General features: G+C 57.2%; 25 protein-coding genes. 6 read left to right on the forward strand and 19 right to left on the reverse strand.

What is annotated here, in order from left to right; genetic code table 11:
• Positions 1 to 91 precede the first annotated feature (91 nt).
• The 3 genes from ACYVI2_RS09280 to ACYVI2_RS09290 form a co-directional block, all read right to left on the reverse strand.
• A complete protein-coding gene (locus ACYVI2_RS09280) occupies positions 92 to 1594 on the reverse strand; it encodes a PAS domain S-box protein (protein WP_415818867.1) in 1503 nt (500 codons plus the stop codon).
• Positions 1595 to 2053: 459 nt separating this feature from the next.
• Complete coding sequence (locus ACYVI2_RS09285; protein ID WP_415818950.1) at positions 2054 to 3061, reverse strand: asparaginase; 1008 nt, start codon at positions 3059 to 3061, stop codon at positions 2054 to 2056.
• 141 nt (positions 3062 to 3202) lie between these two features.
• Positions 3203 to 3988 carry an RNA polymerase sigma factor gene (locus tag ACYVI2_RS09290; protein WP_415818868.1) on the reverse strand — a complete coding sequence of 262 codons (786 nt, stop codon included), beginning with the start codon at positions 3986 to 3988 and terminating at the stop codon, positions 3203 to 3205.
• A gap of 55 nt (positions 3989 to 4043) precedes the next feature.
• Between ACYVI2_RS09290 and ACYVI2_RS09295 the strand changes: the two genes are divergently transcribed.
• Positions 4044 to 4655: an ATP-dependent Clp protease proteolytic subunit gene (locus ACYVI2_RS09295; RefSeq protein WP_415818869.1), complete on the forward strand. Its 612-nt coding sequence runs from the start codon at positions 4044 to 4046 to the stop codon at positions 4653 to 4655.
• 6 nt (positions 4656 to 4661) lie between these two features.
• Here the strand turns inward: ACYVI2_RS09295 and vapC are convergent, their stop codons facing one another.
• Together vapC and vapB are read right to left on the reverse strand one after the other, a co-directional pair.
• Complete coding sequence (vapC, locus tag ACYVI2_RS09300) at positions 4662 to 5066, reverse strand: type II toxin-antitoxin system tRNA(fMet)-specific endonuclease VapC (RefSeq protein WP_415818870.1); 405 nt, start codon at positions 5064 to 5066, stop codon at positions 4662 to 4664.
• Positions 5066 to 5299 carry a type II toxin-antitoxin system VapB family antitoxin gene (gene vapB, locus ACYVI2_RS09305; protein WP_415818871.1) on the reverse strand — a complete coding sequence of 78 codons (234 nt, stop codon included), beginning with the start codon at positions 5297 to 5299 and terminating at the stop codon, positions 5066 to 5068. Before vapB ends, vapC begins: the two co-directional genes overlap by 1 nt.
• A gap of 122 nt (positions 5300 to 5421) precedes the next feature.
• Between vapB and ACYVI2_RS09310 the strand changes: the two genes are divergently transcribed.
• The 5 genes from ACYVI2_RS09310 (at position 5422) to ACYVI2_RS09330 (ending at position 13515) form a co-directional block, all read left to right on the forward strand.
• A complete protein-coding gene (locus ACYVI2_RS09310; RefSeq protein WP_415818872.1) occupies positions 5422 to 6567 on the forward strand; it encodes a hypothetical protein in 1146 nt (381 codons plus the stop codon).
• Positions 6568 to 6597: 30 nt separating this feature from the next.
• A complete protein-coding gene (locus tag ACYVI2_RS09315) occupies positions 6598 to 8337 on the forward strand; it encodes an ABC transporter ATP-binding protein (protein WP_415818873.1) in 1740 nt (579 codons plus the stop codon).
• A 218-nt stretch (positions 8338 to 8555) separates the two neighbouring features.
• Positions 8556 to 12008, forward strand: a complete 3453-nt coding sequence (locus ACYVI2_RS09320) for a type III effector HrpK domain-containing protein (RefSeq protein ID WP_415818874.1) — start codon at positions 8556 to 8558, stop codon at positions 12006 to 12008.
• Between the two features lie 99 nt (positions 12009 to 12107).
• Complete coding sequence (locus ACYVI2_RS09325) at positions 12108 to 12572, forward strand: hypothetical protein (protein WP_415818875.1); 465 nt, start codon at positions 12108 to 12110, stop codon at positions 12570 to 12572.
• Between the two features lie 127 nt (positions 12573 to 12699).
• Positions 12700 to 13515, forward strand: coding sequence for a tetratricopeptide repeat protein (locus ACYVI2_RS09330; protein WP_415818876.1), 816 nt, complete (start codon positions 12700 to 12702; stop codon positions 13513 to 13515).
• On the opposite strand, the gene ACYVI2_RS09335 is transcribed toward ACYVI2_RS09330, so the two are convergent.
• From ACYVI2_RS09335 to ACYVI2_RS09400, 14 genes are all read right to left on the reverse strand, one after another.
• Positions 13505 to 13819: a hypothetical protein gene (locus ACYVI2_RS09335; RefSeq protein ID WP_415818877.1), complete on the reverse strand. Its 315-nt coding sequence runs from the start codon at positions 13817 to 13819 to the stop codon at positions 13505 to 13507. The two genes, ACYVI2_RS09330 and ACYVI2_RS09335, sit on opposite strands and share 11 nt — an antisense overlap.
• Before the next feature lie 78 nt (positions 13820 to 13897).
• Complete coding sequence (locus tag ACYVI2_RS09340; protein WP_415818878.1) at positions 13898 to 15169, reverse strand: type II and III secretion system protein family protein; 1272 nt, start codon at positions 15167 to 15169, stop codon at positions 13898 to 13900.
• Entirely contained in the window at positions 15166 to 17331 is a 2166-nt protein-coding gene (sctV, locus tag ACYVI2_RS09345) for a type III secretion system export apparatus subunit SctV (RefSeq protein WP_415818879.1), read from the reverse strand. Before sctV ends, ACYVI2_RS09340 begins: the two co-directional genes overlap by 4 nt.
• Positions 17328 to 17663, reverse strand: coding sequence for a tetratricopeptide repeat protein (locus tag ACYVI2_RS09350; RefSeq protein ID WP_415818880.1), 336 nt, complete (start codon positions 17661 to 17663; stop codon positions 17328 to 17330). Before ACYVI2_RS09350 ends, sctV begins: the two co-directional genes overlap by 4 nt.
• The gene (locus ACYVI2_RS09355; RefSeq protein WP_415818881.1) at positions 17614 to 18036 is read right to left on the reverse strand and encodes a hypothetical protein; all 423 of its coding nucleotides are present in this window, start codon (positions 18034 to 18036) and stop codon (positions 17614 to 17616) included. The genes ACYVI2_RS09350 and ACYVI2_RS09355 overlap by 50 nt, the downstream gene beginning before the upstream one ends.
• 15 nt (positions 18037 to 18051) lie before the next feature.
• Positions 18052 to 18921, reverse strand: coding sequence for a SctD/MshK family protein (locus tag ACYVI2_RS09360; protein WP_415818882.1), 870 nt, complete (start codon positions 18919 to 18921; stop codon positions 18052 to 18054).
• Between the two features lie 63 nt (positions 18922 to 18984).
• A complete protein-coding gene (locus ACYVI2_RS09365; protein WP_415818883.1) occupies positions 18985 to 19143 on the reverse strand; it encodes a hypothetical protein in 159 nt (52 codons plus the stop codon).
• A gap of 192 nt (positions 19144 to 19335) precedes the next feature.
• The gene (locus ACYVI2_RS09370; RefSeq protein ID WP_415818884.1) at positions 19336 to 20394 is read right to left on the reverse strand and encodes an EscU/YscU/HrcU family type III secretion system export apparatus switch protein; all 1059 of its coding nucleotides are present in this window, start codon (positions 20392 to 20394) and stop codon (positions 19336 to 19338) included.
• On the reverse strand, positions 20391 to 21224 hold the full coding sequence (gene sctT / locus ACYVI2_RS09375) for a type III secretion system export apparatus subunit SctT (RefSeq protein ID WP_415818885.1): 834 nt from the start codon (positions 21222 to 21224) through the stop codon (positions 20391 to 20393). The genes ACYVI2_RS09370 and sctT overlap by 4 nt, the downstream gene beginning before the upstream one ends.
• Complete coding sequence (locus ACYVI2_RS09380) at positions 21212 to 21481, reverse strand: EscS/YscS/HrcS family type III secretion system export apparatus protein (RefSeq protein WP_415818886.1); 270 nt, start codon at positions 21479 to 21481, stop codon at positions 21212 to 21214. Before ACYVI2_RS09380 ends, sctT begins: the two co-directional genes overlap by 13 nt.
• Positions 21482 to 21487: 6 nt before the next feature.
• A complete protein-coding gene (sctR, locus tag ACYVI2_RS09385; protein ID WP_415818887.1) occupies positions 21488 to 22144 on the reverse strand; it encodes a type III secretion system export apparatus subunit SctR in 657 nt (218 codons plus the stop codon).
• A complete protein-coding gene (gene sctQ / locus ACYVI2_RS09390) occupies positions 22137 to 23183 on the reverse strand; it encodes a type III secretion system cytoplasmic ring protein SctQ (protein ID WP_415818888.1) in 1047 nt (348 codons plus the stop codon). Before sctQ ends, sctR begins: the two co-directional genes overlap by 8 nt.
• Positions 23173 to 23655, reverse strand: a complete 483-nt coding sequence (locus ACYVI2_RS09395; RefSeq protein ID WP_415818889.1) for a hypothetical protein — start codon at positions 23653 to 23655, stop codon at positions 23173 to 23175. Before ACYVI2_RS09395 ends, sctQ begins: the two co-directional genes overlap by 11 nt.
• Positions 23652 to 24959: a FliI/YscN family ATPase gene (locus tag ACYVI2_RS09400; protein ID WP_415818890.1), complete on the reverse strand. Its 1308-nt coding sequence runs from the start codon at positions 24957 to 24959 to the stop codon at positions 23652 to 23654. Before ACYVI2_RS09400 ends, ACYVI2_RS09395 begins: the two co-directional genes overlap by 4 nt.
• Positions 24960 to 24975: the final 16 nt, after the last annotated feature.

Below are 24975 nucleotides of genomic sequence, written 5' to 3' on the forward strand. Positions count from 1 at the left end.
ACCTCTGCGAAGCGCAGGCCGGATGGTTGCACTATAAAAAGCGCTATCGAACCCAAGAAGCGAAGGAAATACTATTTTTTCTAGTATCAAACTACCGGTCGGCCTTTCGCCGGCCGCGCGGCGGCTTTTCATATCCCACAATGCCGCGTTCCCGTGCCCAGACGATCGCAGCACTGCGCCGGTGCACCTGGAGCTTGCTGTACAACGACGCAACATGATTGCGCACCGTGTGACGAGACACGCTCAGATGCTGCGCAATATCGGGATCACTCAAACCCTGACACATCAGACCGAGTATCTCGCGTTCACGCGGCGTAAGATCGGCCAATTGAGCATCGGCCTTGGGGGCCCCCTGCGGCTGGCGGATTTGGGCCAGTTTCTCGATCACCGTCTGACTGAACCAGGAAGTATCCTGCATGACGGCTTCGATAGCGGCCATCAGTTCGGTCTCGCTGCGCTTGCGCTCAGTGATGTCCTGAATCACGCTCAGAATGCAGGGTTCATCCTGGATAACAACAGGTTCGGCTGACAGCAGGCAGTCCAGTACTTGTCCGTCTTGCGTGCTTAGTTTGAACTCCCGGTTTCGAACTCCTGCGCCCTCCTCTAACTTGGCCATTGTCTCGTCGTAGACACTCGCCTCAGCACACAGATGGGCTAATGCTTTATTCTCGCTCAGAGCGTTTAACGCATAGCCTGTCGTCTCGACAAACGCGTCATTGACCTCCAACACATGGCCTTCAGGCGTGCTCAGCACCATGGGCACGGGTGCTAACCGAAACGCTTTCGAAAAACGCTCCTCGCTATAGCGCAGCGCATTTTCCGCTTTGCGCCGTGGCTCGAGGTCGTTGAAAGTAAAAAGCATGCATTCAGCATCGCCGACCTCTATCGGTTGGCCGGCGACGACCACCAGTTTGTCGGTGCCATCCGGCAGCGGTATGCAGGTTTCCATTTGTGAGATGGTCCGCCCCTCCTTCAGCCGTTCTTCGGCGCTCTCTCGCTGTGGCGAATTACCGAGTATGTCGATCTCATCAAAGTGATGATCCAGGACGTTCTGACGCTCGTCACCCGTCATCTGCAGAAAGCCCTGATTGACCTTAACGTAGCGCATGTCCTCTAGTGAGCAGATGATTGCCGGAGCGGGGTTGGTGTTGAACGTCTTCTCGAAGCGTTCTTCGGCGCTGTAGCGCTCGGTGACGTCCAGAAGCACCAGCACAATGCCTTCGGGATTGCCTTGTGCATCGCTGAGCACAAGGTTTCTGGCCTGATGGACTCGATAGAAATCCGAATCGCGCGCGCTGGTGACTTCCACGACGATATCGTTGAATGACTCTCCCGCCAGTGCTCGGTACATGGGATATTGGGCGGCCAGCAATTTGCGCTGATTACGATATCGAAGCTTATAGTGCTTGCGATACCCCGAAGCCGTACCACCCAGATCGGAAAGATTGGCCACGCCATGCATGGACAAGGCTGTGTCATTGGCCCAGGCGATATGCCGGTTCATATCCAGCAGGATGATGCCTTCTACCAATCCATCGATGATTTCCAGAAGATGACGGCGTTCGGTGGTGAAGACGGTGGACAACTGTTTCATCTCGCCCCTTTTATGCGATTGATAGTCGAATGCCGGCCGGATAGGTGAGCCAAAATTACTAGAAAAATCAGTATGACGCGATCTATCTAGCTTGTCGCTGGATATTTAGGATGTGGATGCAGCGTCATGCTGCTTCCTACAATCAAAAGGAAATATCCATGCATATGAATCAGCAAAGCGTAGATCAGAACGGCCAGCCCGACCGTCCGGAGTCAGACCGCCCGGATCAGTTCCCTGGCGATCTCCCTGGGAAGAAAGCCCCCGGACGTCAGCAGCCTGTTCCGGGCGACGCTCCCGATCCATTTCGACACGAACCAAAGCGTCCTGTCCGTCCGAATGAGCCTGGCAAGGCGCCTCCACCCGAGGCGTGACTGGGTTAGGAACGATCCCCAGTGGCAGTGGTAGCGCCTGATCGATTTCGATTAGGCGCTACGAGAAGGCACCCGCTAGCCGATCCCGCTACAGATCAAACGCGGCCTGGATATCTGCCTTGCCCGCCTTGCCCTGCTGCAGCAGCAACATCAATAGAATGCGCGATTTCTGTGGGGTCAGGTCGCCCGCCATGACGGCGCCTGCATCGGCCAGCGTCTTGCCGCCGCCTTCGAAACCATAGTTCGCCATGACTCGGCCGTTATGTACCCGGGTTGAAATGACCACCGGCACCCCTTTGGACAGCGCGTATTTGATCCCTTCGAACATAGGCATGTTGACGTTGCCCATGCCCAGGGCCTGCACCACGATACCCTTGGCGCCCTGATCGACCGCAGTGCGCAGCATGCGGTCATCGGCGCCCCCGTACATGGCGACGATATCCACCCGCGGCATTTCCGTGGCAACAATCGGGATGTGCTGGCGGCGCAACGGCGCGCGGTCGATGACGACCTTGTCCGCATAGACTTCACCGATCAAGCCATAGCTACCCGACTGAAAGGTCTCTACATTGGCCGTGTGCGTCTTTGTGACATAACGCGCGGCGTTGATCTGGTTATTCATGGCCAGCATGGCGCCCTTACCCTTCGCCTGGTCGTCGACCGCAATGCGTACCGCATTGAGCAGGTTACGCGGGCCGTCGAAGTCCGATGATGAAGCATTGCGCTGGGCGCCGATCAAGATCACAGGCTTGTCCGACTTGACGGTCGTATCCAGCCAGAACGCGGTTTCTTCGAGTGTGTCCGTGCCATGCGACACCACCACACCCGCCACATCGGACCGTTTCAGCGTTTCTTCGACCGCCTTGGTCAGGGCTGTCCAGCGCACCGGGTCCATGTAGTCGGACGGGACGTTAGATAGGTTATTGACTTCGACTTTGGCGTACTTTGCGACGTCGGGCACGGTGGCCATCAAATCGTCGCCGGAAATCGCGGGCACCGGCGCTTTCTTGACCGGATCGATCTTCATCGCGATCGTGCCGCCTGTGGCGATCAACTGGACTGTGGGCTTGTCCTGCGCATACGCTTGTGCCGCCATCGCCATTACTCCCGCTATCAAGAATGGTAGTTTCTTCAAATCCGTCTCCCGGGTTGTTGCTATAGGAAAGACTACATATACCCGGGTGTCGGGTGGATGGGATCGGGATATGACCTGATTGACAGCCATCGCCCAAAGCGATCAGGCGAGTTCAGCGACCTCCTCAATGCTTGGCTGATAAAAATAAAAGCCGCTGACGGCCCAAAACGACGGGGTAAACAAACCTGCGATCCGAGTCGGTGTGGCCATTGGCAATGGCGCCGTGTCGTGGGCCTCATACCCAGCAGCCTGAGCCGAAAGCGCCATCGCCTGAGGCTGAGAAGTCCGCAACACAGCGACCAACCCGGCAGGGTCGCGTTGCACCAACGTCCAATAACATAGGACGAGCAAGTCGCTTGAATCGTCGTCTATGGGGTCGTCCTTTGGGTCGATGCGGCGTACCCGCTGCAATATACGGTGCAGTTGCTGGCGTGAGGCAACCTCGTTGCGCCCCGTCAATGCGCCAAGTTCGGCGTGACTGTAATCGAACACCTCATACAGAAGAACCATCGCGACTTCGCCTGCCGGCAAGACGCGAATCAGATGCCGCAGGGCCTGCTCCACACGCTGCGCCTGGTCGACCAATCGTTCGGGAGAATCCACGCCAGATGCCTGCGAGTCCTCCTCCAAAAGCCGATCTTTGATGATCCGTAGCCGTTCCTGACGCCGCCAGGCATCGATGCAGAGGTTGCGCAGCACAGTAATCATCCAGGCTTCGCGGCTTTTGGCGTCGGAAGGTAGCGTGCCGTCGAGGGCGCGCTCCCATGTGTCCTGCACCAGTTCGTCAGCCTCTTCGCCAACGGCCAACCAGTGGCGAGCTAATGCAACGAGGCGGCGGTGCAGTACTTCATCATCGATTGAGAAAGCAGAGTCATCTGGATATGTCACGCAAACACCTGTTCGTTCGTCTACTAAATGAATCAACACCAAGGAACCATAGTATATGTTTGCACAACAGATAGACACGCAACCCGGCCCCTCAACACTGCGCGACAGCACCTTTCTGGAAGAAAAGGCATTTCGTTCCAGGACAGTCTTGGTATTCGGTACCGTTACGGACGCACTTGCTTGCGAAACGGTGCGCAAACTGCTGGCGCTGGATGCCGACTCGGACGCACCGATCACCGTTATCGTCTCATCCCCGGGAGGGCATCTCGAATCGGGTGACGCCATTCATGATGTGGTGCGTTTTATTTCGGCGCCCGTCAACATGGTCGGCACCGGATGGGTTGGCAGCGCGGCCACTCATCTTTTCTTAGGAGCTCCCAGCGAGCGCCGCTACTGCCTGCCGCAGACCCGTTTTCTCATTCATCAGCCCAGTGGCGGAGCAGTTGGCCCCGCCAGTGACATGGCGCTACAGGCCAAGGAGATCATCAAAGCGCGCGAACGTATCGCGCAGGTCATCTCGCGCGAAACCGGCCAACCCATCGAACGAGTGCGCATGGATATCGAACGCGATCTGTGGATGCCAGCTGAAGATGCCGTCGCCTATGGCCTGGTGTCGAGCATCATCCAGCACAAACGTGAGTTGGACCCACGATCCGGGACACTGTAAACCCTCTCAGGTGACGACCCAATTCTCCACCTCAAGCGCGGGAACGCGGGCAAACTCCGATTCGTTGTTCGTTACCAGCACGAGGCCTTCACTTCGTGCATGCCCTGCAATGTGCAAGTCGTTTACACCAATAGGTTGACCCTGCTTTTCCAGAACCGCTCGAATAGCGCCGTAGTGTTGGGCAGCCTTGGCACCATACGGAAGCACCTCAAGCCGGCTACAAAAATCCTCGACAGCAGACAAATTCTCGCTGACTCGGCTGCTCTTCTCTGCTCCATGTACGAGCTCAGCCAACGTAATAGACGAGATCGCCATGCGACTGGCATTTGCGTTGAAAGTAGACAGTACCTCTATAGGGCGCCGTTTCAAGACGTAGATAACGATATTGGTATCTAACAGGTAACGCAGCATCAGAGCGACTCTCGTTCTGACTGATGTTGGCCGGCTCGTTCGGACATAAAGTCATCAGTAACAGCAGGCCCGTCCATGAAAAAGCTATCCCAGGTCTGGCCAACGGGTGCAATGATGCGTTCATTCCCTCTGACACGCACTTCTACCTTGCGCACGCCTTCGGGCAGACGCACGTCTAGAGGGAGCCGGACGGCTTGTGTGCGATTATTGATAAACACAGTGCCTATAGACATGTCATTACTCCTTGGGGAGAAATAGTATATAGCTATTGTATATAGCAGAAGTTTTTGCGTCAAGATTCTCATCCCCCCCGACGTTTCCCATCGCCCATATCGACGACCTTTAGCAGACACAAATGATGAGAAAAAAAATCAACGACACCACACTGCGCCTCCTTGGCAGCATGCTCATCGGCCTGATGACAACAACTTGGTGCGTCGCCGCCTCGCCCCCGACAGGCTGGCAAACAAAGACGCTGAATTTCGGCGCCCCCGACCTGCGCGCGGACATTGCCCTGCCCAAAGGGGCCACCCTTCAAACCGTGAACTATGAGCCTCGCCAGCCCAACACGGCCGGACGCTCGGTGGTAGTGGGCAAAGTGACGCCATCCAAGACCGTCCCAGCAGACGTCAGCATCGTCGCTTTCGATCTGGAGTATCCCGCTGCCGCTGTGCGCCTTTGCGCGTATGAGGTGCAAGCAACAGGGCTGGATGTGATTTCTCTTTCCGTTTCGGACGACTCGGCCTCGGCGGACCTGCGTAGCCTCAAGGCTGACGAAGGCAAACCGGTACAGGTAGGCTTCACTCGCTGCCTGACGCGCGGGACAAAGCTGCTCGTCTTTCACTTTGTGACGGCGACGACGGGAAAACACGATGAGCGAACAGCAATGAGAACAGGCAAGAGTGTGGAGACCTTCGCCCGGACGATGCTCGACGACATCCGCTTTGCCGATGGAAAGCCCGCCAGCCATTGGGCGGAAATGCAGGATATCCCGTTAAAACTCGGCCAGCATGCCGCGACGCTGAACGTCTCGCCCGCGTGGCAGGTGGTCATCAATGACTTCAACGGCGCGGTTCCGGCAGAAATGCACATGGTGCGTAAACGCGATGGCAAGAATGCCGGACTCGTGTGGCTTGCCGCCCTTGAGACACCCAACGGTTTTGACATGACTCGTGATGGGCAGAGCCTGCTGCGCGATTTCATGGCCAAGCAGTCTCCTGACTTTGGCGACGCCAAGCTGCTCTCAAACGACGCCCTTCCTCTATCCGAGGGGGCCAGCGGCACGAAACATCGTTTTCGTTTCGAGATTCGGTCGAAATCCGGTGGCGAGGCGGGAGATCTCTTGGCAACGCTGACGCACAGCGGCCACATGCTTTATGCCGTCGCGTTATGGTCTGCTCCCGTGTCCGGCAATAATCGTGAAAAATTCATGGCCCGACTGCCCGGTCTCACCGCCTATGATTTAGCGCAAGATGCGCTGAACCGTCTGCTGACCCACTAGTCCCAACCTCCGACCTGCCGCCCCTGCACAATGAAGCTTGATTCATCCTCCTCATCTTCCTCTATCGGCATGACCCGCGCAGCGCTCGAGCTGTGTGGCGCGCTGTGGCGCTATGCCGATGGCAAACGGCGGCACCTGATCGGCGCCATCACCCTGCTGTCCGGCGCGCAGCTGATCAAGTTGACCTTGCCCTGGCTGGCGGGCCACGCCATCAATGCCCTGCAGCAAAACGATATGCCGACGGCCGGCCTGTGGATCATGTTCCTGGTCAGTTGCTACGCGATGCATTGGGTATTTCACGGCCCCGGACGCGTACTGGAGGGCCAAGTTGGCGTACGCGCACGGGAGCAACTGGCCGACGAGCTCTACGCCCGTATCGCTGCCGCACCGCTGACCTGGCGCGATGGCCGTCACTCGGGCGACTTGCAGCACCGCGTGCTGCAATCCAGCCGTGCCTTGTCGACATTCGCGCGGGGCATGTATGGCTATTTGCACAGTGCCTTGAACTTCGTTGGCCCTCTGGTAGCGTTGTTCTTGCTGTCTCAGGCCAGCGGCAGCATTGCCGTTGGCGGCTATCTGGTGATTGCACTCATCACCTTGCGTTTCGACCTCGTGCTGATGCGGCTGGCGCGTTCCGAGAACGATGAGGAACGCCGTTATGTTGCGGCGCTGCTCGATTTTGTCAGCAATGCCGGGACGGTCATTGGCCTGCGGCTGCAAGCTGCCTCGCGCAAAATTCTGGGCCGTCGCCTGGCAACCATGATGGTGCCGCTGCGCCGAGCGCTCTGGGTCAACGAGGTCAAATGGTGCGTGGTAGACCTGATGGGCATGGGCCTGACCTGGATACTCGTGGTCCACTACGTACTGCAACATCGCGAGCCCGGACAAGCCGTGCTGCTGGGCACGATCTTCATGATCTATCAATATGCCCAGCAGGTCGCCTCAGTCGTCAGCGCCATTGCGTCGAACTTCCAGAGCTTCTCACGTATCCACACCGACTTCAGCAGCGCCGAGCCCATCTGGCGGGCGCCGGGCGACCCGCAGGCCACCGTGCCCGCCATCGTGCCCGATGCGCCATGGCAAACCTTGGCGCTGCGTGGCCTCACCTGGAGCTATTCCGCCGATGGGCGCGGCGGCTTGCATGATGTCGATCTGGTCTTGCGCCGGGGGTCGCGCATCGCGTTGATCGGACCCAGCGGCGGTGGCAAGAGCACATTGCTGCGCACGCTGGCCGGCCTATATCCGCCGCAGCAAGGCGAACTGCTGCGCGACGGCAAGTCAGTAGACTGGGCCGAACTGAGCACATTGGCTACGTTGATCCCGCAAGAAGCCGAGGTGTTCGAAGCCAGCGTGGAGGAAAACCTGACCTTTGGCGAGCCTGCCACGTCAGCAGCACTGCAGTCCGCCGTACATACCGGCGTGTTCGACGAAGTGCTGCAACGCATGCCCGACGGCCTGGCCAGCCCGGTCAACGAACGCGGCAGCAATCTGTCTGGCGGGCAACGGCAGCGCCTGGCCCTGTCACGAGGGGCATTGGCGGCGCAGGGCAGTTCCCTGCTGCTGCTGGATGAGCCCACCAGCGCGCTGGACCCGCAATCCGAAGGCCAGGTGTTCGATCGCATGTATGCCGCGTTTCCCACGGCGTGTATCGTGGCCTCTGTGCATCGGCCCAGCCTGCTCAGCCGCTTTGACACGATCGTCGTCATGGAGGCGGGACGCGTGGTGGATGCAGGGCCGCGTGATGAGGTTTTGGCGCGGCGTGCGCCTTGATACCGTACCGCGGCCGATTCTCCATTAGCGTCAATCGTGCCAATGGGCTGACACCCCACGCCTCCTGAGTTCCTTTTGACCTGCTGCCAAAGAATGCAGCCGGGTTCATCCCACTGTCATCGCAAGACATAACAATGCTCATACGAATCCCCAAGGACTCCATGAGCAATGCATTGCCATGTCCGTGCCGAATCCCATGACAGAAAGGAACAATCTCTATGTCTAACGTCACTGCATCAAGCCCTGTCGACCCGAAATCGGTTGATCCCGACAACACAGCCGCATGGGAACAGGCACAAAAAGATGCAAAAGATGCAGGCATTCTGTGGGAAAGGCCGGATGATGACAAACGCTCCGCACAGGAAATCATTGAAGACAGCGAACTACTCAAAAACCTGGGCAATCAGAGCGGCGTCAGAGACTCTCTCGAACAACGCGTGGGCGGCGACATCGACAAAGACGCCGACGCTGCATTCCGCGCCGTGCAGGTACTTGAACACGTAGAGAAATACGATGCGAGCGGAAATCGCCTTGCCGGCAAAGATGTAAACAATGGTGAAATCAACGGCTTTACCAGCAGTGACGAGGCCCGGCCCAATACGGAAGCGGGCCGCCTGCAGGATTTCGGCAAATACGGATTCTCGAACCTCAACGGCGAGCTGAAAGATCTCTCTTCCGTGTCCGACGACTCGAAAGCACGTGAACAGGCAGAGGATCTTGGAATCGAATGGGAGCGCCCTAAAGGCGATGACCGCTCAGCCCAGGACATTATCGACAACAATCCGCTGCTCAAGAATCTGGGAAATCAGAGTGGCGTGAAAGATATGCTGAAAGAGCGGGTCGGCGATTTCAATAAAGACGCAGATGCTGCCTATCGGGCCGCGCAGCTCCTGGACCATATCGAAAAGTACGACAAAGACGGCAAGCGTCAGGTCGGTGGTGATGTCGGCGACCAGAAAATCAACGGATTCACCAACAGTGGTGAGGCCAAACCGAACACGGAAGCAGGCCGTCTGCAGGACTTTGGCAAAGAGGGCTTTTCCGCGCTCAAGGGCAAGCTTACTGACTATAAAGACGTGGCCAACGACAAGGACGCGCGCAAAAAGGCGGAAGACTTGGGAATTCAGTGGGAACGCCCCGAAGGCGATGATCGATCCGCGAAAGAGATCATCGACGGCGATCCTCTGCTGAAGGAACTCGGTGATCATAGCGGCGTACGCGATCTGCTGAAAGAGCGTATCGGAGACTTTGACACGAATGCAGATGCCGCCTATCGTGCGACGCAGCTTCTCAGGCATGTCGAACAATTCGACAGCAATGGCAAAGAACTCACCGGCGAAAGTGTCGGCGATGGAAAAATCAATGGATTCACGTCGAGTCGCGAGGCCAAGCCCGACACAGAGGCAGGCCGCCTCCAGGATTTCGGCAAATACGGTTTCGACGCACTCAAGGGCGATCTCTCAAAGACGTCTGGAATTAACGACAAGGTAGAGGACATCCAGAGCTACAAAGACTACTTGAAAGCCAATCCTGATGCCGACAAAGGGTCAAAGCAGATAGCCCAATATGCCGCCATCCTAGAGGAAAACTACGACAAAATTCGTGAAAAAGCGGGGGCAGGTAAATATCTGGATGCCGACGCGCTGAAGCGATATACAGATACCGCCAAGGATCTGAGCGACGAGACCAAGGAAGCATTGGAGTTCTGGTCTCAACCTGGCGCCTTCGATATCGTCGACAACGCGAAGCACTCCCTGGCACAAAGACAAGACGGCGACCTCAGCAAGGGAGACATACAGACCTGGCTCAGCAAGTCGGCGCCAAAGGATGCTGCGTCATTGATGTCCTTTCTTTCCGATGCTGCGGAACGGAGCGCGTTCTCGGATATTGATGTCAGTAAATTCGACGGCGATATTTTCGAGCATCCAGAGAAATATTCCAGCGACGAAAAAGCAGCCGTTCTGCAGGACCTGCTACATGCCCAGCAATTGATGGTGGATGGCGCATCCGCTGGCATGTGGAAGGATGACTACTCGAAAGTCTCCATCGCTAACCGTGCACGCGTCCACCCGGACAAGGACAAGGTATTCGAGGACCTGAATGATCACATCAAGATCCTGCAGGACGACAAGGAAGTCACCAAAACGCTGAGCGAAAAAACCGCCAGTGCCTTGAAAGGCCTGATGGAAGACAATAAAGGCCTCAAGGAAGCTGTACAAGATACCTACGACAAAGAAATCAAGAGCGGGAATGCTCTGAACACGTCGTGGGAAACGAACATGAAGGACGGAAAGTCCGCCCAGCAGGCAGTATTGGCAGAGTTCATCGGAACCGCGCAATCCTATCAGAACGCGCTGGGGATCGAGGAACCCAAAGACATCAAAGAAGCCATCAAGAAATCTGACCACGAAACAGATTTCAAGGACTTCTACGAGAAGTCCCTGGTGTCTGGAGACCGTCTGAAGGAGCTGCTGAAAGATAACTCCTTTGAAGAAGCTGCCAGCGTATTCAACATGGAGGTCGCGCTCTACAACTCTGCGCTCGACCCCGAATTCACCGGTAAGTTCGACGACAAGCTCGAAGAGAATTTCTCGAAAATCGGCAATGAAAACATCCTCAAGGATGCCTCCTTCGACGATATGAAGAAGGCATTCGGGATCAATGGCGGCGACGAGCTCGACGAGAAAAAAGTAAAAAAATATATTGAAGAGGTCGTCAAGGAGAACCCCGAGCTTTTCGTCAACGACAATGGCAAGAAGTCCACACCAGACCAGATCTTGGCTGGTTTCAGAGCGACTTGGGATGTTTACCGCCAAGGGACGAAGACGCTGGACAAGACCGGCAGCCTCAACAATCTCGATCCCAACAATAACGCCAAGGGAGCCTATGACAAGGGAGTCCTCCATGGCGTGAGCGGGCTCTTCATTGCTGGCATGACAATCGCGCGTGGAATTGGCACCAACGGCAAGCCCACGGAGAAAGATATCGTCAACATCACCGCAGGCTCGGTGTTGACTGCGACCCTGCTGACCGAAGGCGGGATGAAGGGCTATACCCAATACCTGAAAGGCCTGAAGGGCAAGCTCGACGACGACCTGATGAATAGCGTGGGATCGCTGCTGGACGACGTCTCGCCCGAGAACCAGGCCGCCCAGGACGCAAAAGATACGAAGCCGGCCTTGTACGATAAACGGGCCGACCTGGCGAAGAAGTTCGAAGAAGGCGCCAAGGGCCTGGGCGGCGCCGCCGGCGTCGTCATGGGCGCCTATGGCATCTTTGACGGGGTCAAATCGATCCGGAATGGAGACACGGTTACCGGTGGCCTGACCATCACGTCAAGCTCTATCGGCGCCATCGCCGGATTGGCCTCCATGGTCGAAGGTGCTTGGGGACTGGGTAACGCCCTATTGCCGAATCTCATCAGCAAAGTCCCCAACATTGTCCCTGTCTTTGCTGGGGCGTTGGGTTGGACTGCGGCAGGGATAGGAGTGATCGTATCGCTGCTGCCGGGCCTCATCGAAGAGGGCAAGCATCAGAAGCGGTCCGATGACTTCGGCGATACGCTCGGCACCTATCTGACCAAGTACGAGATTGATGGCGTGAAAAACGGCGACATCGGCGACATCCCCGATGACGAATGGCCGGGCGAAGACTCTACCATCGCCTCGTGACCTGACATATGAGTATCGGACATGTCGGTGGTGACATGTCCACGCAACAACACCTCATCACAATCTGCATATCCCCTCCCCCATATCAAGGAGATGTTCGTGACAGCCCCCACTCAAGCCGTAGGAAACTCGTCCTTCGTTCGAGACAATTCAGCTCTGGTCTTTGAACAAAAGCTCAACATCTCCAAGTCGAGCCAGATCATCGCCGACTATCTCAAAAGCAACGGTAAATCGGCCATCAATGCAGACGAGCTAAAGCAATTGGCCAATAACACGTCGGGCAACGTACCTGCCGATGTGTCCGCTGCCGCGCAATACATGATCAGCCACCCAGATGTCTTTACAGCAATCGAGACACATGACGTCGCGGGTGCTGACGGCTTGTCGGGCTCGTGGAATTTCGACTGGGCAGCCCAAGGCGGGCTGAACGGCACGACCATCGAGTCTATCGCCAACATGCAAGACGCCTTTGATCGCGCGATCGGGCTATCGGCCAAGGTCACGGAACTCACGACCGAACTCAAAGGCGAGCTGGACGCAGTCAAACAACGCCCGCAGAACTAAGTCTTTACCCAGATCCTTGCACACTTGTCACCCTACGCGGTACTAGGTGTGCAAGGACTGTGTTTTTTCATCGCTGTGTCATGCTGGGCTGCTCTAATTGTTGGCTGACTCTGCTGAAAGACTCTACGTGACAGACCTGACCCGGCATTGGCTGCCCGTCGCCCTGACGCTGGCGTTACTAGGTGGCTGCACCACAGCGCCCACACTATCGACCCAAGAAGCGCGTTTGACGCGTCTCGCGCAAGACCTGTCCCGGCGCGGCGACGTCGCCTCGGCCGTCACCCTATACGAACGAGCGGCCGCCACCATGCCGGACAATCCCGACATACAGCTGGCATTGGGTCAGGCGCAGTTGCGCAATGGCAACCCGCAAGCGGCGTCGCAGGCCTTTCGAAAAGTCTATCAACTGCGCCCGGAAGATCCAGAGGCAGTTCTCGGTCTGGGTTATGCCGCACTGCTCGAACACAATACCGAGCGCGCCCAGGCACTCATCGCGACAGCCGCTCCCAAGATCAACACCTACAGTGCTTATAACTTGCTGGGAATTTCCGCCACACTGAACGGCGAGTTCGAGCAGGCGCATCAGGCACTCAAGACCGCTGAATCACTGGCGCCCGGCAATCTGGAAATCAAAGCGAACCAAGCGATGGTTTATGCTCTGAGCGATGACATGCCAGCCGCGATTGAGCAGATCGCTGCCGTTACAGCATCGCCGCTTGCAGAGCCTCATCATTTCCGGCGGCAAGCGTTGATCCTGGTGCTTGCCCGCCAGGACAAGCAAGCGGAGAAGGCGCTGCAAGGCATGCCCGCTCCGGCTCGAAAGGCGCTGATAGCCCGGGCCAAACGCATCCGGGCGATCGCAGATCCGATCCAACGCGCATCGGCGATCGGTATTATCCCGACCTCTGCGCCGGCCCCCGTCGCGCCGCTTCCTAATTCGTGATCGCCGATTCGCTTTCGAGCTGTTTACGGCGATCGGCCTCCTGGTCTTCCCTGACCCCCAAATATTGCTCAACGGCAGAGGCCGCTGGCCCGACCAGGGCCGGTCCCATTTCGCGGCCACGGCTCAGATCGCGTTGATCGATCACCATCTCAGCCAGGTTCAACGCATTGGCGCAGCCAGGGGGTAGCCGCGGCACCGTGCCGATCATGTCGTCGGCCAGGCATGCCTGCGGTAGGTAGCGTAAATCTGTCTGCGGCCCTGCTTGCAACGGACGATAGCTGTCGGAATATCCCGACTGGGACATGCTCGTACATCCGTACATGCAATACATCAGAGCCACCGCCATAAACCCACGCATCGCTACTCGCATGACCGTCTCGATCTAATACACATAAAAACCAAAATCAGAAGCTCCCTGCAGTCCGGCCGGGCCGCCGACGACCAAGCGGGCGGGATTCTCGTGAGCGTCATCCAAGGGCGTCGCACTGGCTTTACCCGACACGGGTTTGACCAGATACGGCGTAATCAGGATGACCAGCTCAGTCTCGTTACGCTGAAACCGCTTGGACTGAAAAAGCTGTCCCAGGATGGGAATATCGCCCAGCAACGGGAGCTTATCGATGTCCGATGAACTGTTTCGCTGGAACAAACCCGCAATCGCAAACGTCTGGCCGCTGGCCATCTCCACCTGGGTATCGGCCCGCCGCACACTGAACGACGGAATATCAACCCCCGATACCTCGACAAGCCCTGCACTGGACAGCGTACTGACCTCTGGACGAACCTGCAGCGAGATCCGGTCGTTGGGTAACAGGACCGGCCTGAAGACCAGCGACACGCCGTAGGGCTTGTACTCGATGCCAATCATCTCATTCGTCACCGGCACCGGCACCGGGATCTCTCCACCCGCCAGAAAACTCGCCGTACGCCCCGTTACGGTGGTGATATTCGGCTCCGCCAGAATTTCCAGCACGCCATTGGTTTGCAGCGCATCCAACAGCAAATCAACCGTTGCGCTGCCCGAGCTGAATCCTCCCGACACGATATTGGTGGCCCCTTGTGCCGCGGCCAGCGGGCCTCCCGTCACCAAGCCAAAAGAGAACGAGCCCGAATTGAACAAGGCGCTCCAGTTCACCCCGTACGCCAGCAGCTCCTGGCGGGATACCTCCGCGAAACGCACGCGTAAATTGATCTGAGGCAAATCCGATTGCGTCATCATGTTCACGGGCTGCACGCCGTCGCTGGCATAGCCGGATAGCAACGCACCCTGTTCGACGGCATCCCCGAGATCTTTCACACGACCGCGAGCTACCACGCGCTTGCCTGCGGCACGCTCCTGTACATTGCCGTCCCCAGCCCCGGTCCCGACGTGTACTGCGGTATCCATGACGATATTCTGGTTAGCATCGAGAGCGGTGATCCGTGTCGTGCCAATCGATTTTCCGAACAGATAGGCAGCACGGCTCGTGATGATCTGGACATCCGCCACAGCCTCGTCGGCGATCATTATCGAATCGATTGCCTGTTTAAAACGCAGCATCCGGCCGTCCCCCTGAGCCACCGACACAGCAGAGGACTCGCCCGTCTCTCGGGCTAATGATGTCGAGAGCATCAGACTCAGCAGCACCATGACAACACCACGAAAATAGGTCACGCTGCCTCCCTCAGGGCATGATCCGATTGGAATGCGCCGGACTCCGGTATTTGAGCCACCCCATCTGCGCCGAGGACAGCCAATGGATGCGACACATACCCCGAGGCCAGCTCTGTATACGCCAGCACAGGAATGGCAACCCCGTGCTTTGCCAGATGCTGCTGCAAATATCGTCGGATATCTGCAGCGACCATCAGCACGGGCTGGGCTGAGGCAGAGGCCCCCTGAGGCGCAGACTGCAGGCCATCGATCAACGTGCTGCTCAAGTCGATGGACAACGTATGAATCTGTTTCTTGTCATCAGGGAAAGTCTCTTTGCGAATGTTCTGTTCCAGCTCACGCGACAGCACGTACGCGCCAATCGTGCGATGTACATCTGCGTACTGATGGCAAAGATGACGCGCCAATGCCACGCGTATGTTCTCTGCCAGGACAGGCAACGATCTTGCGTCGGAGACCTGCACAACGACCTCCAGAATGTTGCGCAAATTCCGGATGCAGACACGTTCCTCCAACAATCGACGCAACACCTCCGCCAGACGCGGTAACGGCACGACTTGCAACGACTGTCGAACCAATTCGGGATGGCTTTGATCGAGCTCGTTCAAGAGCTGGCGTGTTTCCTGCACACCCAGAAACTCAGGCGCATGGCGAATCAGCGCCATCGACACGTATTCACCCAGTGCCTCCACCGGAGCCAGGCAGACCGCTCCTAGGCGCTCCAAATCCTGTATATGGTCATCCGAGACCCAGGCCGCGGCCCGACCATCAAAAGTGAGCCTCGCCTGCCCGGGCAGATTCAACATGTCAACAGCCGTCAAATCACCAACAATAAAAACGCAGTCGTGATGCAATAGGCCGCCAGCCACGGGGATGCCGTCTATGCAGATACTGAACGTGGCATCTGCGAGCGCAGGATCAAGCTTGAGCCCCGCCGCAGGAAAAGGAATTCCCAACGCCTGCTCGGCCCGCGCGCGCGCCTCGGCGAGCGACAATTGCAGTGATCTCAGCGGTAGTGTCTGGGCCGTCAATGGATTCAAGCATAGCAATAGACGCCCCGTTTGTGCATCGTCCCAATCAGCCGCAGTCTGCCGGGAAGGATCCGGTTGCGGTTCGAGCGCTTGCGCGGCCGCGACCACCTCGTCTTGTTGAGGATGCGCATGATCGATCATATCGGCGCGCTGTTTGCGCCATGTCGCATAGGCTCCTGTTCCGGATATCAATGCCAATCCCAAAAAAACATAGGCTGGAAAACCCGGCACCAGTGCTAGAAAAATCAGAATAGCCGTGCAGAGCGAGAGCACTTTGGTGTTGGCGCCGAGTTGCTCAACGATTTCCGCTCCCAGGTCGACACCGCGATCGGAATTAACGCGGGTCACCACAATGCCTGCCGCGATCGCCGTCATCAGTGCCGGCAACTGAGCAATCAGGCCGTCACCCACTGTCAAGAGTGAATAAGTATGCGTCGCCTCGGCAAACGACATCCCATGCCGCATCGTGCCGATCACAATACCGCCGAACAGATTGACGCAAAGGATGACAAGACAAGCAATAGCGTCACCTTTGACGAACTTCATCGCGCCATCCATTGCACCGAAAAGCTGGCTCTCGCGCTCCAGATTCAATCTGCGCGCCTTGGCCTGTGTCTGGTCAATATCGCCATTTCTCAGATCGGCATCAATGCTCATCTGCTTGCCTGGCATCGCATCCAGCGTGAATCTGGCACCGACTTCTGCCACGCGCTCTGCGCCTTTGGTAATGACGATGAATTGCGCAATCGTGATGATCAAGAAAATAACAATACCCACCACGACGTCACCCGCAATCACATACTCGCCGAATGCGGCAACAATCTCGCCGGCGTCTGCATCGCGCAGAATCAGCCGTGTCGTCGTGATCGACAGAGACAGGCGAAACAACGTGCTCAACAGAATCACTGGGGGCAAAACGGAAAAATCCACCGCCCGGGCGCTATAAAACGCAACAATCAGAATGAGCACAGCAAACGCGATGTTAAAGCCGACCATCACATCCACCACATAGGTCGGGAATGGAATGATCATCATGACGACTGCCGTCAGAATGAAAGAAGCGACGATCATATCGCTGCGCCGCGCAGCGGCGCCTAGAATGCGATTCAACTGAGCGTTCATTCCGTTCATTCTATTTTCCCCAGCGTGTCCAGATGCTGTGCCAGTATCTTCGCGGTTTCCTCTGTATTACCCATTGCCAGAAATGCATTCGCCCGCACCATCGACAAGTCCGCTGCATCGACTCCCATGGCCTCTAACTTGCCAACGACGTCCAGCGCACGCGCGCCATCGCCCGCCGCTGCGAATATTCTCGCCAAGCCATGCAGCACGTTCTCGTCATCGGGCTGCATGTGATATGCGACCAATTGGTACACCAGTCCGCGATGAACATAACCGTTTTCCGACAACAATTCAGCTCGGCGGCACAGCCACTGCAGGCTCAGATTGTCCAGATTCTCCATCGATTTCCTGTTCTTTATCGCCCCGCGGCACCGCATCCAGCACGCGCAGATGATGATCCATATCCTCGGCGAACAACGCGCTGGCGCATTGCCTGACGTCTTCTGACATAGGCAGCGCAGGCAGCACACGATTGATCAGATGACGCAGAACCACGACATTCCCGCTGGTTTCCTCCAGGACGTCTCCCAACGGTGGAATGGCGTTTCCCGCATCGATACTTCCGACCTGGCCGCGGCGTCGCGCTGCCGGTTTTTTCGCCTCGGCTTCAAATCGTCTTTCCAGCGCAGGGGTGGGCGCCGTTTCGCGCAAACGGCGCATGCCCTGCATTTCGCGAGCGCGCCACAGATCGATATCAGCCCGGGTTATCCGCATACTCGTCTCTATCCGTCAGAGGCGGAAAATATGCTGCTGACCATTCTTGACCAGCACCACCTCGTGCCGGTCGATCTTCTCCAGCACCCAGCCGTCTTCCACCACGGATCCGGGATATCGGCGCTGTCCCTGGCCATCGATAATGTAGGGTGATGCGCCGGTCCAGACGGCTTGGATCGCCATCCGCACTGCTTGCGCCTCTGTCAGCTTCGACCGGAGTAAATAGTCTTTGCCATAGGCGCGATCGAACCACATCTGAATCTCATGCCATTGCGCTCTGGTATCGACGGGCAGCTCGCCAGAGACTTCCATCTGGCTCTGTCCTGCCCTTACCTGCAGTTGTCCCAGTCCCGATGCCTTCAAACGGGATTCCAGTTGACGCCGCACGAGGTCGATGGGCAATTTTTTTGCAGGCTCTGCTAGCGCATTCAGGCTTGCTTGTGCGTTCGCCTCGCTGGCGACGCCAACGGGATACCACAACATGTAGCCCAGCACGACCGATATTCCCACCATGGCGGGAAGTAAGACCTTCAACCTCGAGGACACTGCCGAAGACCTCGATGCATGCCCATCGCGGGAATACGCGACCTGCATACGGGTATCGCCAATGCTGAAAGACAACGGCAGCCGGCTCTCGCAGACATGGCCGTCTAGTATTTTCAGTTTTCGATCCGTCTGAACGAGATCGGCATGCGATGCCAGACTGAGCTCGCCCTCTGCGATGTTCAACGTGACATGGTGGGAGGCAATGCCTGCATCGCGCAGCACAATGTCACACGCAACATCTGCCCCAAGCCGATACGCGGCATTCGCCTCGAGCGGGACGGCTGCGCCTTTGTGCACGCCGCTCAAGATAATGAGTTGTGGTGTACGCGTTTCGCTCACGAAAACGGACATATGTGGAAATAGGGAAAGGCCGAAGCCAAGACTTCGGCCTCGAGGCAGCGATTAGTTCTGCGGACGCTGTTTGGAGGCGTCGAGCTCAGCCTTTTTTTCGGTCGTGATTTCAGTCACTTTGGCCGACAGTTCGATCGCGCGATCGAACGCGGCTTCCATTTTCTCGATCGAACCTTCAGCACCACCAGAGGTCGGGGTCACATTGCTCATAGCTAACTCCAGAAAAAATTGGACAAAACATTCATCAATGAACCAGCCGTCAAGGCCGGACTCGATTCACAACGAGCAATTCATTGTGTCGTTCACTCGTGACGCGTACATTACGTTTTCACATCGTTACAACACGGATCACGAGCGTTCAGCATGAACAGACTGCCTTTCGTGTTGGGGATGGCATATGCGTCATATCAAGCCCTCTTTGACCAGGATCCTCGCCACACGATCAAAGAACTGCTCTGGCAAGGCTTCTCCTACTGCGGTCCGCCGCGTAATTTCCCTGGCCAGGGCCGGATCGTATATATACGGCATGCTGTATCTGTTCTCCGCAGTCCATATCTGCGATGACGCTTCCGGTGCAGCAACATACACAACGACGGGCACCTTGGTTTCTCCGCGGCGATAACGCAACCCTACCGTCCAGGCATTGTCTGCACCGACAAGTATCGAAGCCATATGCGCCCCGCGAGCTGATGACGAGCTCTGCAGTGCGTTGCGCTGCCGCGTGCGCTCCTTGCGGATTTCCGGGGAACCATCGGTATCTTTCCGCTCGCGCTTGAGTTCACTATGCGACATGCGCATATCTCGTGCAAAAAGCCATCGCTGCAACAGCAAATCAATCAATCCCGTCACGAAGAACGCCAGAATCGCCGTGATCGAAAGGGGAATAAACAGCTGCCTGAACGACATATAGATGCATTGTCGGCCGCAGGAAGGTGCGCCAAATAAATAGGGCAGGCTTGTCTTGTAGACCAGGATGAAGGCGGCGCCCAGCACCAGCACTTTGAATAGCGATTTCAGAAATTCGACCAGATTACGCGCGCTGAATAGGCGCTTGAACCCTTCGACGGGGTTCAAACGCTTGAAATCAGGTTTGACTGGATCTACCGAAAATATAAATCCCTTCAAGATCACCAGATTGCCAAGCACAACGACAAAGACAACAATAATCAATATGGGAAACGTAGCCGTCATGAGCACGTCCAGTGCCTTTGCAACGAGAGTAGGCCATACCTGCGCAAACACCTGGTGCCGATCCCCCAACGCATCCGAGATCTCTTGAAACAGCGATCTGACACGCGCCGCGATCTGCGGCGCGGAGAACCCCAGATAAATCGTACATACCAACACGACCAGCGCCGTGATCATGTCCTGGCTCTTGGGCGCCTGGCCTTTCCTGCGCGAGTCCTGGATTTTCTTTTGTGATCCGGGCTGTGATTTCTCTTCGCTGCTATCGCCGCTCATGGATGCACCACGTCCTGGGCAACCCAATCGGAAACGCTCGTCACCGTATCGAGAGCGGTCAACATATCCGGTATCAGAAACGCCATGTACAACACCATCAACACCACGAATAGCAGATTCTTGACCGGCATGGACAAGTCGAACACATGCAAACTGGGTGCCATCCGGGACAAGTAAGCCAGCAACAGATCCGCTACCAGAATGGCCACCATCAAGGGTGCAACCATCAGTACCGCCAACGCAAGGACGTGATCAAGCAGCCCGAGGACTGCCAGTCCCGTCCCCTCTTGAAGTGCCGGGAACAACTCGCCAACGGGCCAAATGGCATAGCTGTCATAGATACCGCGCAACAACACGAACAGACCGTTCGACAGGAAGAACAGCGCAATAACCAAAATACTGAACAACGTGGCGGTGACACTGGACTCGGTGGCAGACATCGGATCCAGCAGTTGCGACATGGTGGAGCCGCGCTGCAGATCAATCAGTTCACCGGCCGCCTCCGCAGCCCAAATGGGAACGCCATAGACGGCGCCCAGGAGCATGCCGACAATCATCTCCACCCCGAGCATCCCGACGAATGCGAGCGGCGAGTGTGACGTCTCAGCGGTCACCAGCGGCAACAGCATGGGAACCGCCGGCAGCGAAAACACCAGGGCGACCACCGACCGCAGCAGCCCCGTCATGCCGAGGCGATTAAAGACCGGTGAAATCAGCACCACCCCCAAACACCGGGCCATAGCGAGAGACGCCGCCGTCAATACTGGATACGCAACCTCTACCCAGATCGATACCCAACTGGAGATCGGAGAAACCGCTAGCGCGTCCACAGAGGGAAACCAGTCAGCAGTTGATCCGCGAAACTGGACACCTGTCCCGCCAGCATAGGCACCCCGACGATCAAGGCAAGCAAGACGGCCACCAGTTTGACCGCCTGCGGCAGTGTCTGATCCTGAATCTGTGTCAAGGCTTGCAGCAAGCCCACGCCAAAACCTATCAAAATGGCAATGAGCAGCGCCGGCGCCGATAATAGCAGTACGGTCATCAACGCCTTGTTCATGATGGAAATGATCAGCGTCTTGTCCATGCGGGATCACCCCCCATAACTCGAAATAAGTCCGTGCATCAGTTTCGACCAGCCGTCGACCACGACGAACAAGAAAATCTTCAATGGCACGGAGATCAACGTCGGCGATACCATCATCATCCCCATCGCCATGAGCAGATTCGATACGATCAAATCGATGATCAGGAACGGGATATAGAGCAAGAACCCAATCTCAAAGGCACGAGCCAGCTCCGAGCCGACAAAGGCCGGCACCAGAACCACAAGATCGTCGTCTTTCAGGTTATGGCGGGCCTGCTCGGACCAGAGCCCATCGGTCGCATTGAGAAAAAACTCGCGCTCTTCGAGCGTCGCATACTTGGCCAAGTGTGCCTGCAACGGGATACGCACTCGTTCGGCGATGTCTTTCAAGTCCTGGACGGAGTTCAGCTGTATCTGCGTGTCCTGGAACTGATATCCGATTTCGCCTATCAGCGGCGCTGTCACATAGCTGGCGAGGATCAGGGCGATACCGTATAGCACCAGGTTCGGTGGCGTCTGCTGTACTCCGAGCGCATTACGGATCAGAAACAGCACAACGGAGATTTTCAGAAAGCCCGTCATCGTCACGATGATCAACGGCAGCAGACCAACCGTCGCGACCAGCAGAATAATCAGCGCGAGATTCGGCGAGCTCTCAGCCATTCGATTTCGCCAGCCTGGTCACTCTCACACCCAGCGTGTCGTCCAGGCGGACCAATTCCCCCTGTCCGATTTTCAACCCGTTCGCGATCAGATCCACAGCTTGCTGCGCGCGCCGTTCCATGGGCAGCACGGCTCCCGGCTTCAGGGACTTCAACTCGGCTATCGTCAAAGATATCCGGCCGACCTCGCACACCAATTGAACATTCATGTGCTCGAACATATCGTCGCCAATACTATTCACCTGCTCATTGACCGTGCTCACAGAGACCTCTCTTCTTTCATCCACATACCAACCGTTGGTGACGACGTAATGGTTGCCATCGATCCGGACATCGGACTGCTGACCAGAAGGCAGCACCAGTTGCAATGCGTCCAGCGGTTTACACAACAGCACAACATCGCCGTACGCCAACGATTCCAACTGATGCAGCGGCAGCGCCTGATGTCCGGCCTGAAGGCTCGCAACGAAAGGCACGCGTTGCCATAATGCGTCGCACTCGTCCTCTTTTTTTCGAGGCAGGACCGCCAACAACGATTGAGGCAGATCCAACCATATGCAGGTTTTTTCCGACGCGTCTGCGGCGCGCAATGTCAACGCCAGGCGTGCACCGCGGTCCATGCCGGAGCACGCCGACGGCGCCTCGACGATAGGATCCCCCTCGAATGCCATACTCAATTGATTGAACAGGCCCGATAGCAGCCAGCGCAGCAGAAACTCCGTCAATGGCAGACCTGTGCATGACCATCCATCCTGTTCGGGCGCTGACAACCCTGCTTTGACACATAGGGCATTCAGCCAGCCACCATCGACATGCAACCGGCCTTGGCCTCGTTTCCACGTGAGGCTTACGCTGCATGACGGGGGCAGTGCCGTATCAAGGGCGCGACTCACACGGCATGACAGGTTCTGGCCCAATACGGGGAAATCCGTTAATGCCCAGGTATCGCCCGTCCCCGTCAATGCGGCGCAGGACTTGTCATAGACGGGCAGCGACGGCCAGAGCGCCCTGATCTGCTGAGTGTTGCCATCATCCAGCATGTCGAGCTCCGCGCATGTCGTCCTGGATCATCTCCGCACGCAGCGCATCGCGCTTCGCGCGCTGCCGGCCTTCATCGTTTACGAACTGCCCCCAGCTTTCCAGTTTGCGCAGAGCCGTGATATGGCGATCGACAATCTCTTCCCAACGTGCGATGGCCTCGCGCAATGCCGCCAAGAGGCCCTGCAGATGATGTTCTGCCTGCTCGACATGCTCAGCATCCGCCTCGTCCTGTACAGACACCGACAAAAGATCGATGTGATCAAACGACCCGCTGAGCAACACTTGCCATCGTTTGTCTTGCCGCCCCTTGATTTCATGCGCCAAACGTTCGGCACGCAGGCGTGCCTGCTGCACGTCTTGTTCGAGTTGCGCGCATCGATGCGCATGCTGACGACGCAATATCGACATCCGCTCTTCTCGCCGGGCACGTACTTCTTTCAGCGCCATCAGGTCGTTTACGTCCAGACTCAACTGATCAACCCTCGCAGTTGGCGTTCGGTCTCGGCAAACGTAGAAATGGAATCCCTATCCTGCCGCAGAAAGCGCTCGATCGCTTCGTGGCGCTCAATAGCGCGATCCGTCTCTGGCTCAGTGCCTGGCACATACTCACCCAGGCGCATCAACAGTTCGATCTGAGCGTAGCGTGCCATCAGCTCACGCACTTGCGCAGCAGCCTTTGAATGATTACTGGAGACGATTTTCTCCATCAACCGGCTACGGCTTTTCAGGATATCGATCGCGGGAAAACGATTGCGGCGCGCCAGCTGCGCATCCAATACGATGTGGCCGTCCACGATAGACGTCACTTCTTCGGCAATGGGATCGGCCTCGCCTTCGCTTTCTGTCAGAACCGTGTAGATCCCCGTGATGCTGCCCACTCGGCCCGGCCCCGCGCGCTCCATCAGATCCGGTAATGCAGCAAATACCGAAGGCGGATAACCGCGGCGCGTCGGAGGCTCTCCTGCGGCCAGGCCGATTTCCCGCCAGGCACGTGCGTAACGCGTCACACTATCGACCAAAAGCAGTACATGCTTTCCCAAATCGCGAAAGTACTCGGCCACACTGGTTGCCGTTGCTGCCGCTTTGACCCGTTCCATGGCCGGCCGGTCCGATGTTGCCACCACCGTAACCGTACGTGATCGGGTCTGCGCTGTCATGGCATCCTCGACCCACTCCCTCACCTCGCGCCCGCGCTCGCCGATCAAGGCAAGGACGATCACGTCTGCTTTGGCCCCCGCCAACATGGACGCCAGCAATGAGGATTTGCCAGCTCCGGCTTCGCCCTGAATACTGATACGCTGCCCTTGACCCACCGTCAGCATGCCGTCGATCGCCCTCACCCCTAGAAAGAACGGTCGCTGAATCCGTCTGCGATGAATGGCAGGCGGCGCGGGCACATCGACGGGACGCAGTTCAAGCTCGCTCGAATGGATGGGCGAGCGAGCATCCAGGCTGCGGCCAAAAGCATCGATGACCCCGCCCAGCAGGCCGTGTCCCACAGCTATATGAAATTCACGGCCCGTTCGGAGCACCGGGCTGCCGGCACTGATCCCGTTCACGTTGGCCATCGGCGCCAGCCATGCATGCTCGCTCTCAAAGCCGACGACTTCCACAGGGATGCTCTGCCCTCGATCGGATAACGGCTCGATATGACCGTACTCGCCCAGACGAGCGCCTGGCAACCAGGCCCGGATAGTCTGCCCTCGTACTTCCAGCACCTTGCCTTGATATGGCCGGCTATCGGCGTGCTCAATGGCGGCCTTGAGGGCAGCCATCGGATCGCGTTCTGCT

Source organism: Bordetella tumbae, from assembly GCF_054780995.1.

Excerpts from the sequence above, each read along its gene's own strand:
- ACYVI2_RS09355 (WP_415818881.1), bottom strand. The coding sequence starts at position 18,036 with ATGCGGATAACCCGGGCTGATATCGATCTGTGGCGCGCTCGCGAAATG.
- ACYVI2_RS09310 (WP_415818872.1), top strand. The coding sequence starts at position 5,422 with ATGATGAGAAAAAAAATCAACGACACCACACTGCGCCTCCTTGGCAGC.
- ACYVI2_RS09370 (WP_415818884.1), bottom strand. The coding sequence starts at position 20,394 with ATGAGCGGCGATAGCAGCGAAGAGAAATCACAGCCCGGATCACAAAAG.
- ACYVI2_RS09335 (WP_415818877.1), bottom strand. The coding sequence starts at position 13,819 with ATGTCCCAGTCGGGATATTCCGACAGCTATCGTCCGTTGCAAGCAGGG.
- sctQ (WP_415818888.1), bottom strand. The coding sequence starts at position 23,183 with ATGCTGGATGATGGCAACACTCAGCAGATCAGGGCGCTCTGGCCGTCG.
- ACYVI2_RS09315 (WP_415818873.1), top strand. The coding sequence starts at position 6,598 with ATGAAGCTTGATTCATCCTCCTCATCTTCCTCTATCGGCATGACCCGC.
- ACYVI2_RS09280 (WP_415818867.1), bottom strand. The coding sequence starts at position 1,594 with ATGAAACAGTTGTCCACCGTCTTCACCACCGAACGCCGTCATCTTCTG.
- sctV (WP_415818879.1), bottom strand. The coding sequence starts at position 17,331 with ATGAACGGAATGAACGCTCAGTTGAATCGCATTCTAGGCGCCGCTGCG.
- ACYVI2_RS09365 (WP_415818883.1), bottom strand. The coding sequence starts at position 19,143 with ATGAGCAATGTGACCCCGACCTCTGGTGGTGCTGAAGGTTCGATCGAG.
- ACYVI2_RS09320 (WP_415818874.1), top strand. The coding sequence starts at position 8,556 with ATGTCTAACGTCACTGCATCAAGCCCTGTCGACCCGAAATCGGTTGAT.
- ACYVI2_RS09285 (WP_415818950.1), bottom strand. The coding sequence starts at position 3,061 with ATGGCGGCACAAGCGTATGCGCAGGACAAGCCCACAGTCCAGTTGATC.
- ACYVI2_RS09400 (WP_415818890.1), bottom strand. The coding sequence starts at position 24,959 with ATGGCTGCCCTCAAGGCCGCCATTGAGCACGCCGATAGCCGGCCATAT.
- vapB (WP_415818871.1), bottom strand. The coding sequence starts at position 5,299 with ATGTCTATAGGCACTGTGTTTATCAATAATCGCACACAAGCCGTCCGG.
- ACYVI2_RS09380 (WP_415818886.1), bottom strand. The coding sequence starts at position 21,481 with ATGGACAAGACGCTGATCATTTCCATCATGAACAAGGCGTTGATGACC.
- ACYVI2_RS09295 (WP_415818869.1), top strand. The coding sequence starts at position 4,044 with ATGTTTGCACAACAGATAGACACGCAACCCGGCCCCTCAACACTGCGC.
- sctR (WP_415818887.1), bottom strand. The coding sequence starts at position 22,144 with ATGGCTGAGAGCTCGCCGAATCTCGCGCTGATTATTCTGCTGGTCGCG.
- ACYVI2_RS09350 (WP_415818880.1), bottom strand. The coding sequence starts at position 17,663 with ATGGAGAATCTGGACAATCTGAGCCTGCAGTGGCTGTGCCGCCGAGCT.
- vapC (WP_415818870.1), bottom strand. The coding sequence starts at position 5,066 with ATGCTGCGTTACCTGTTAGATACCAATATCGTTATCTACGTCTTGAAA.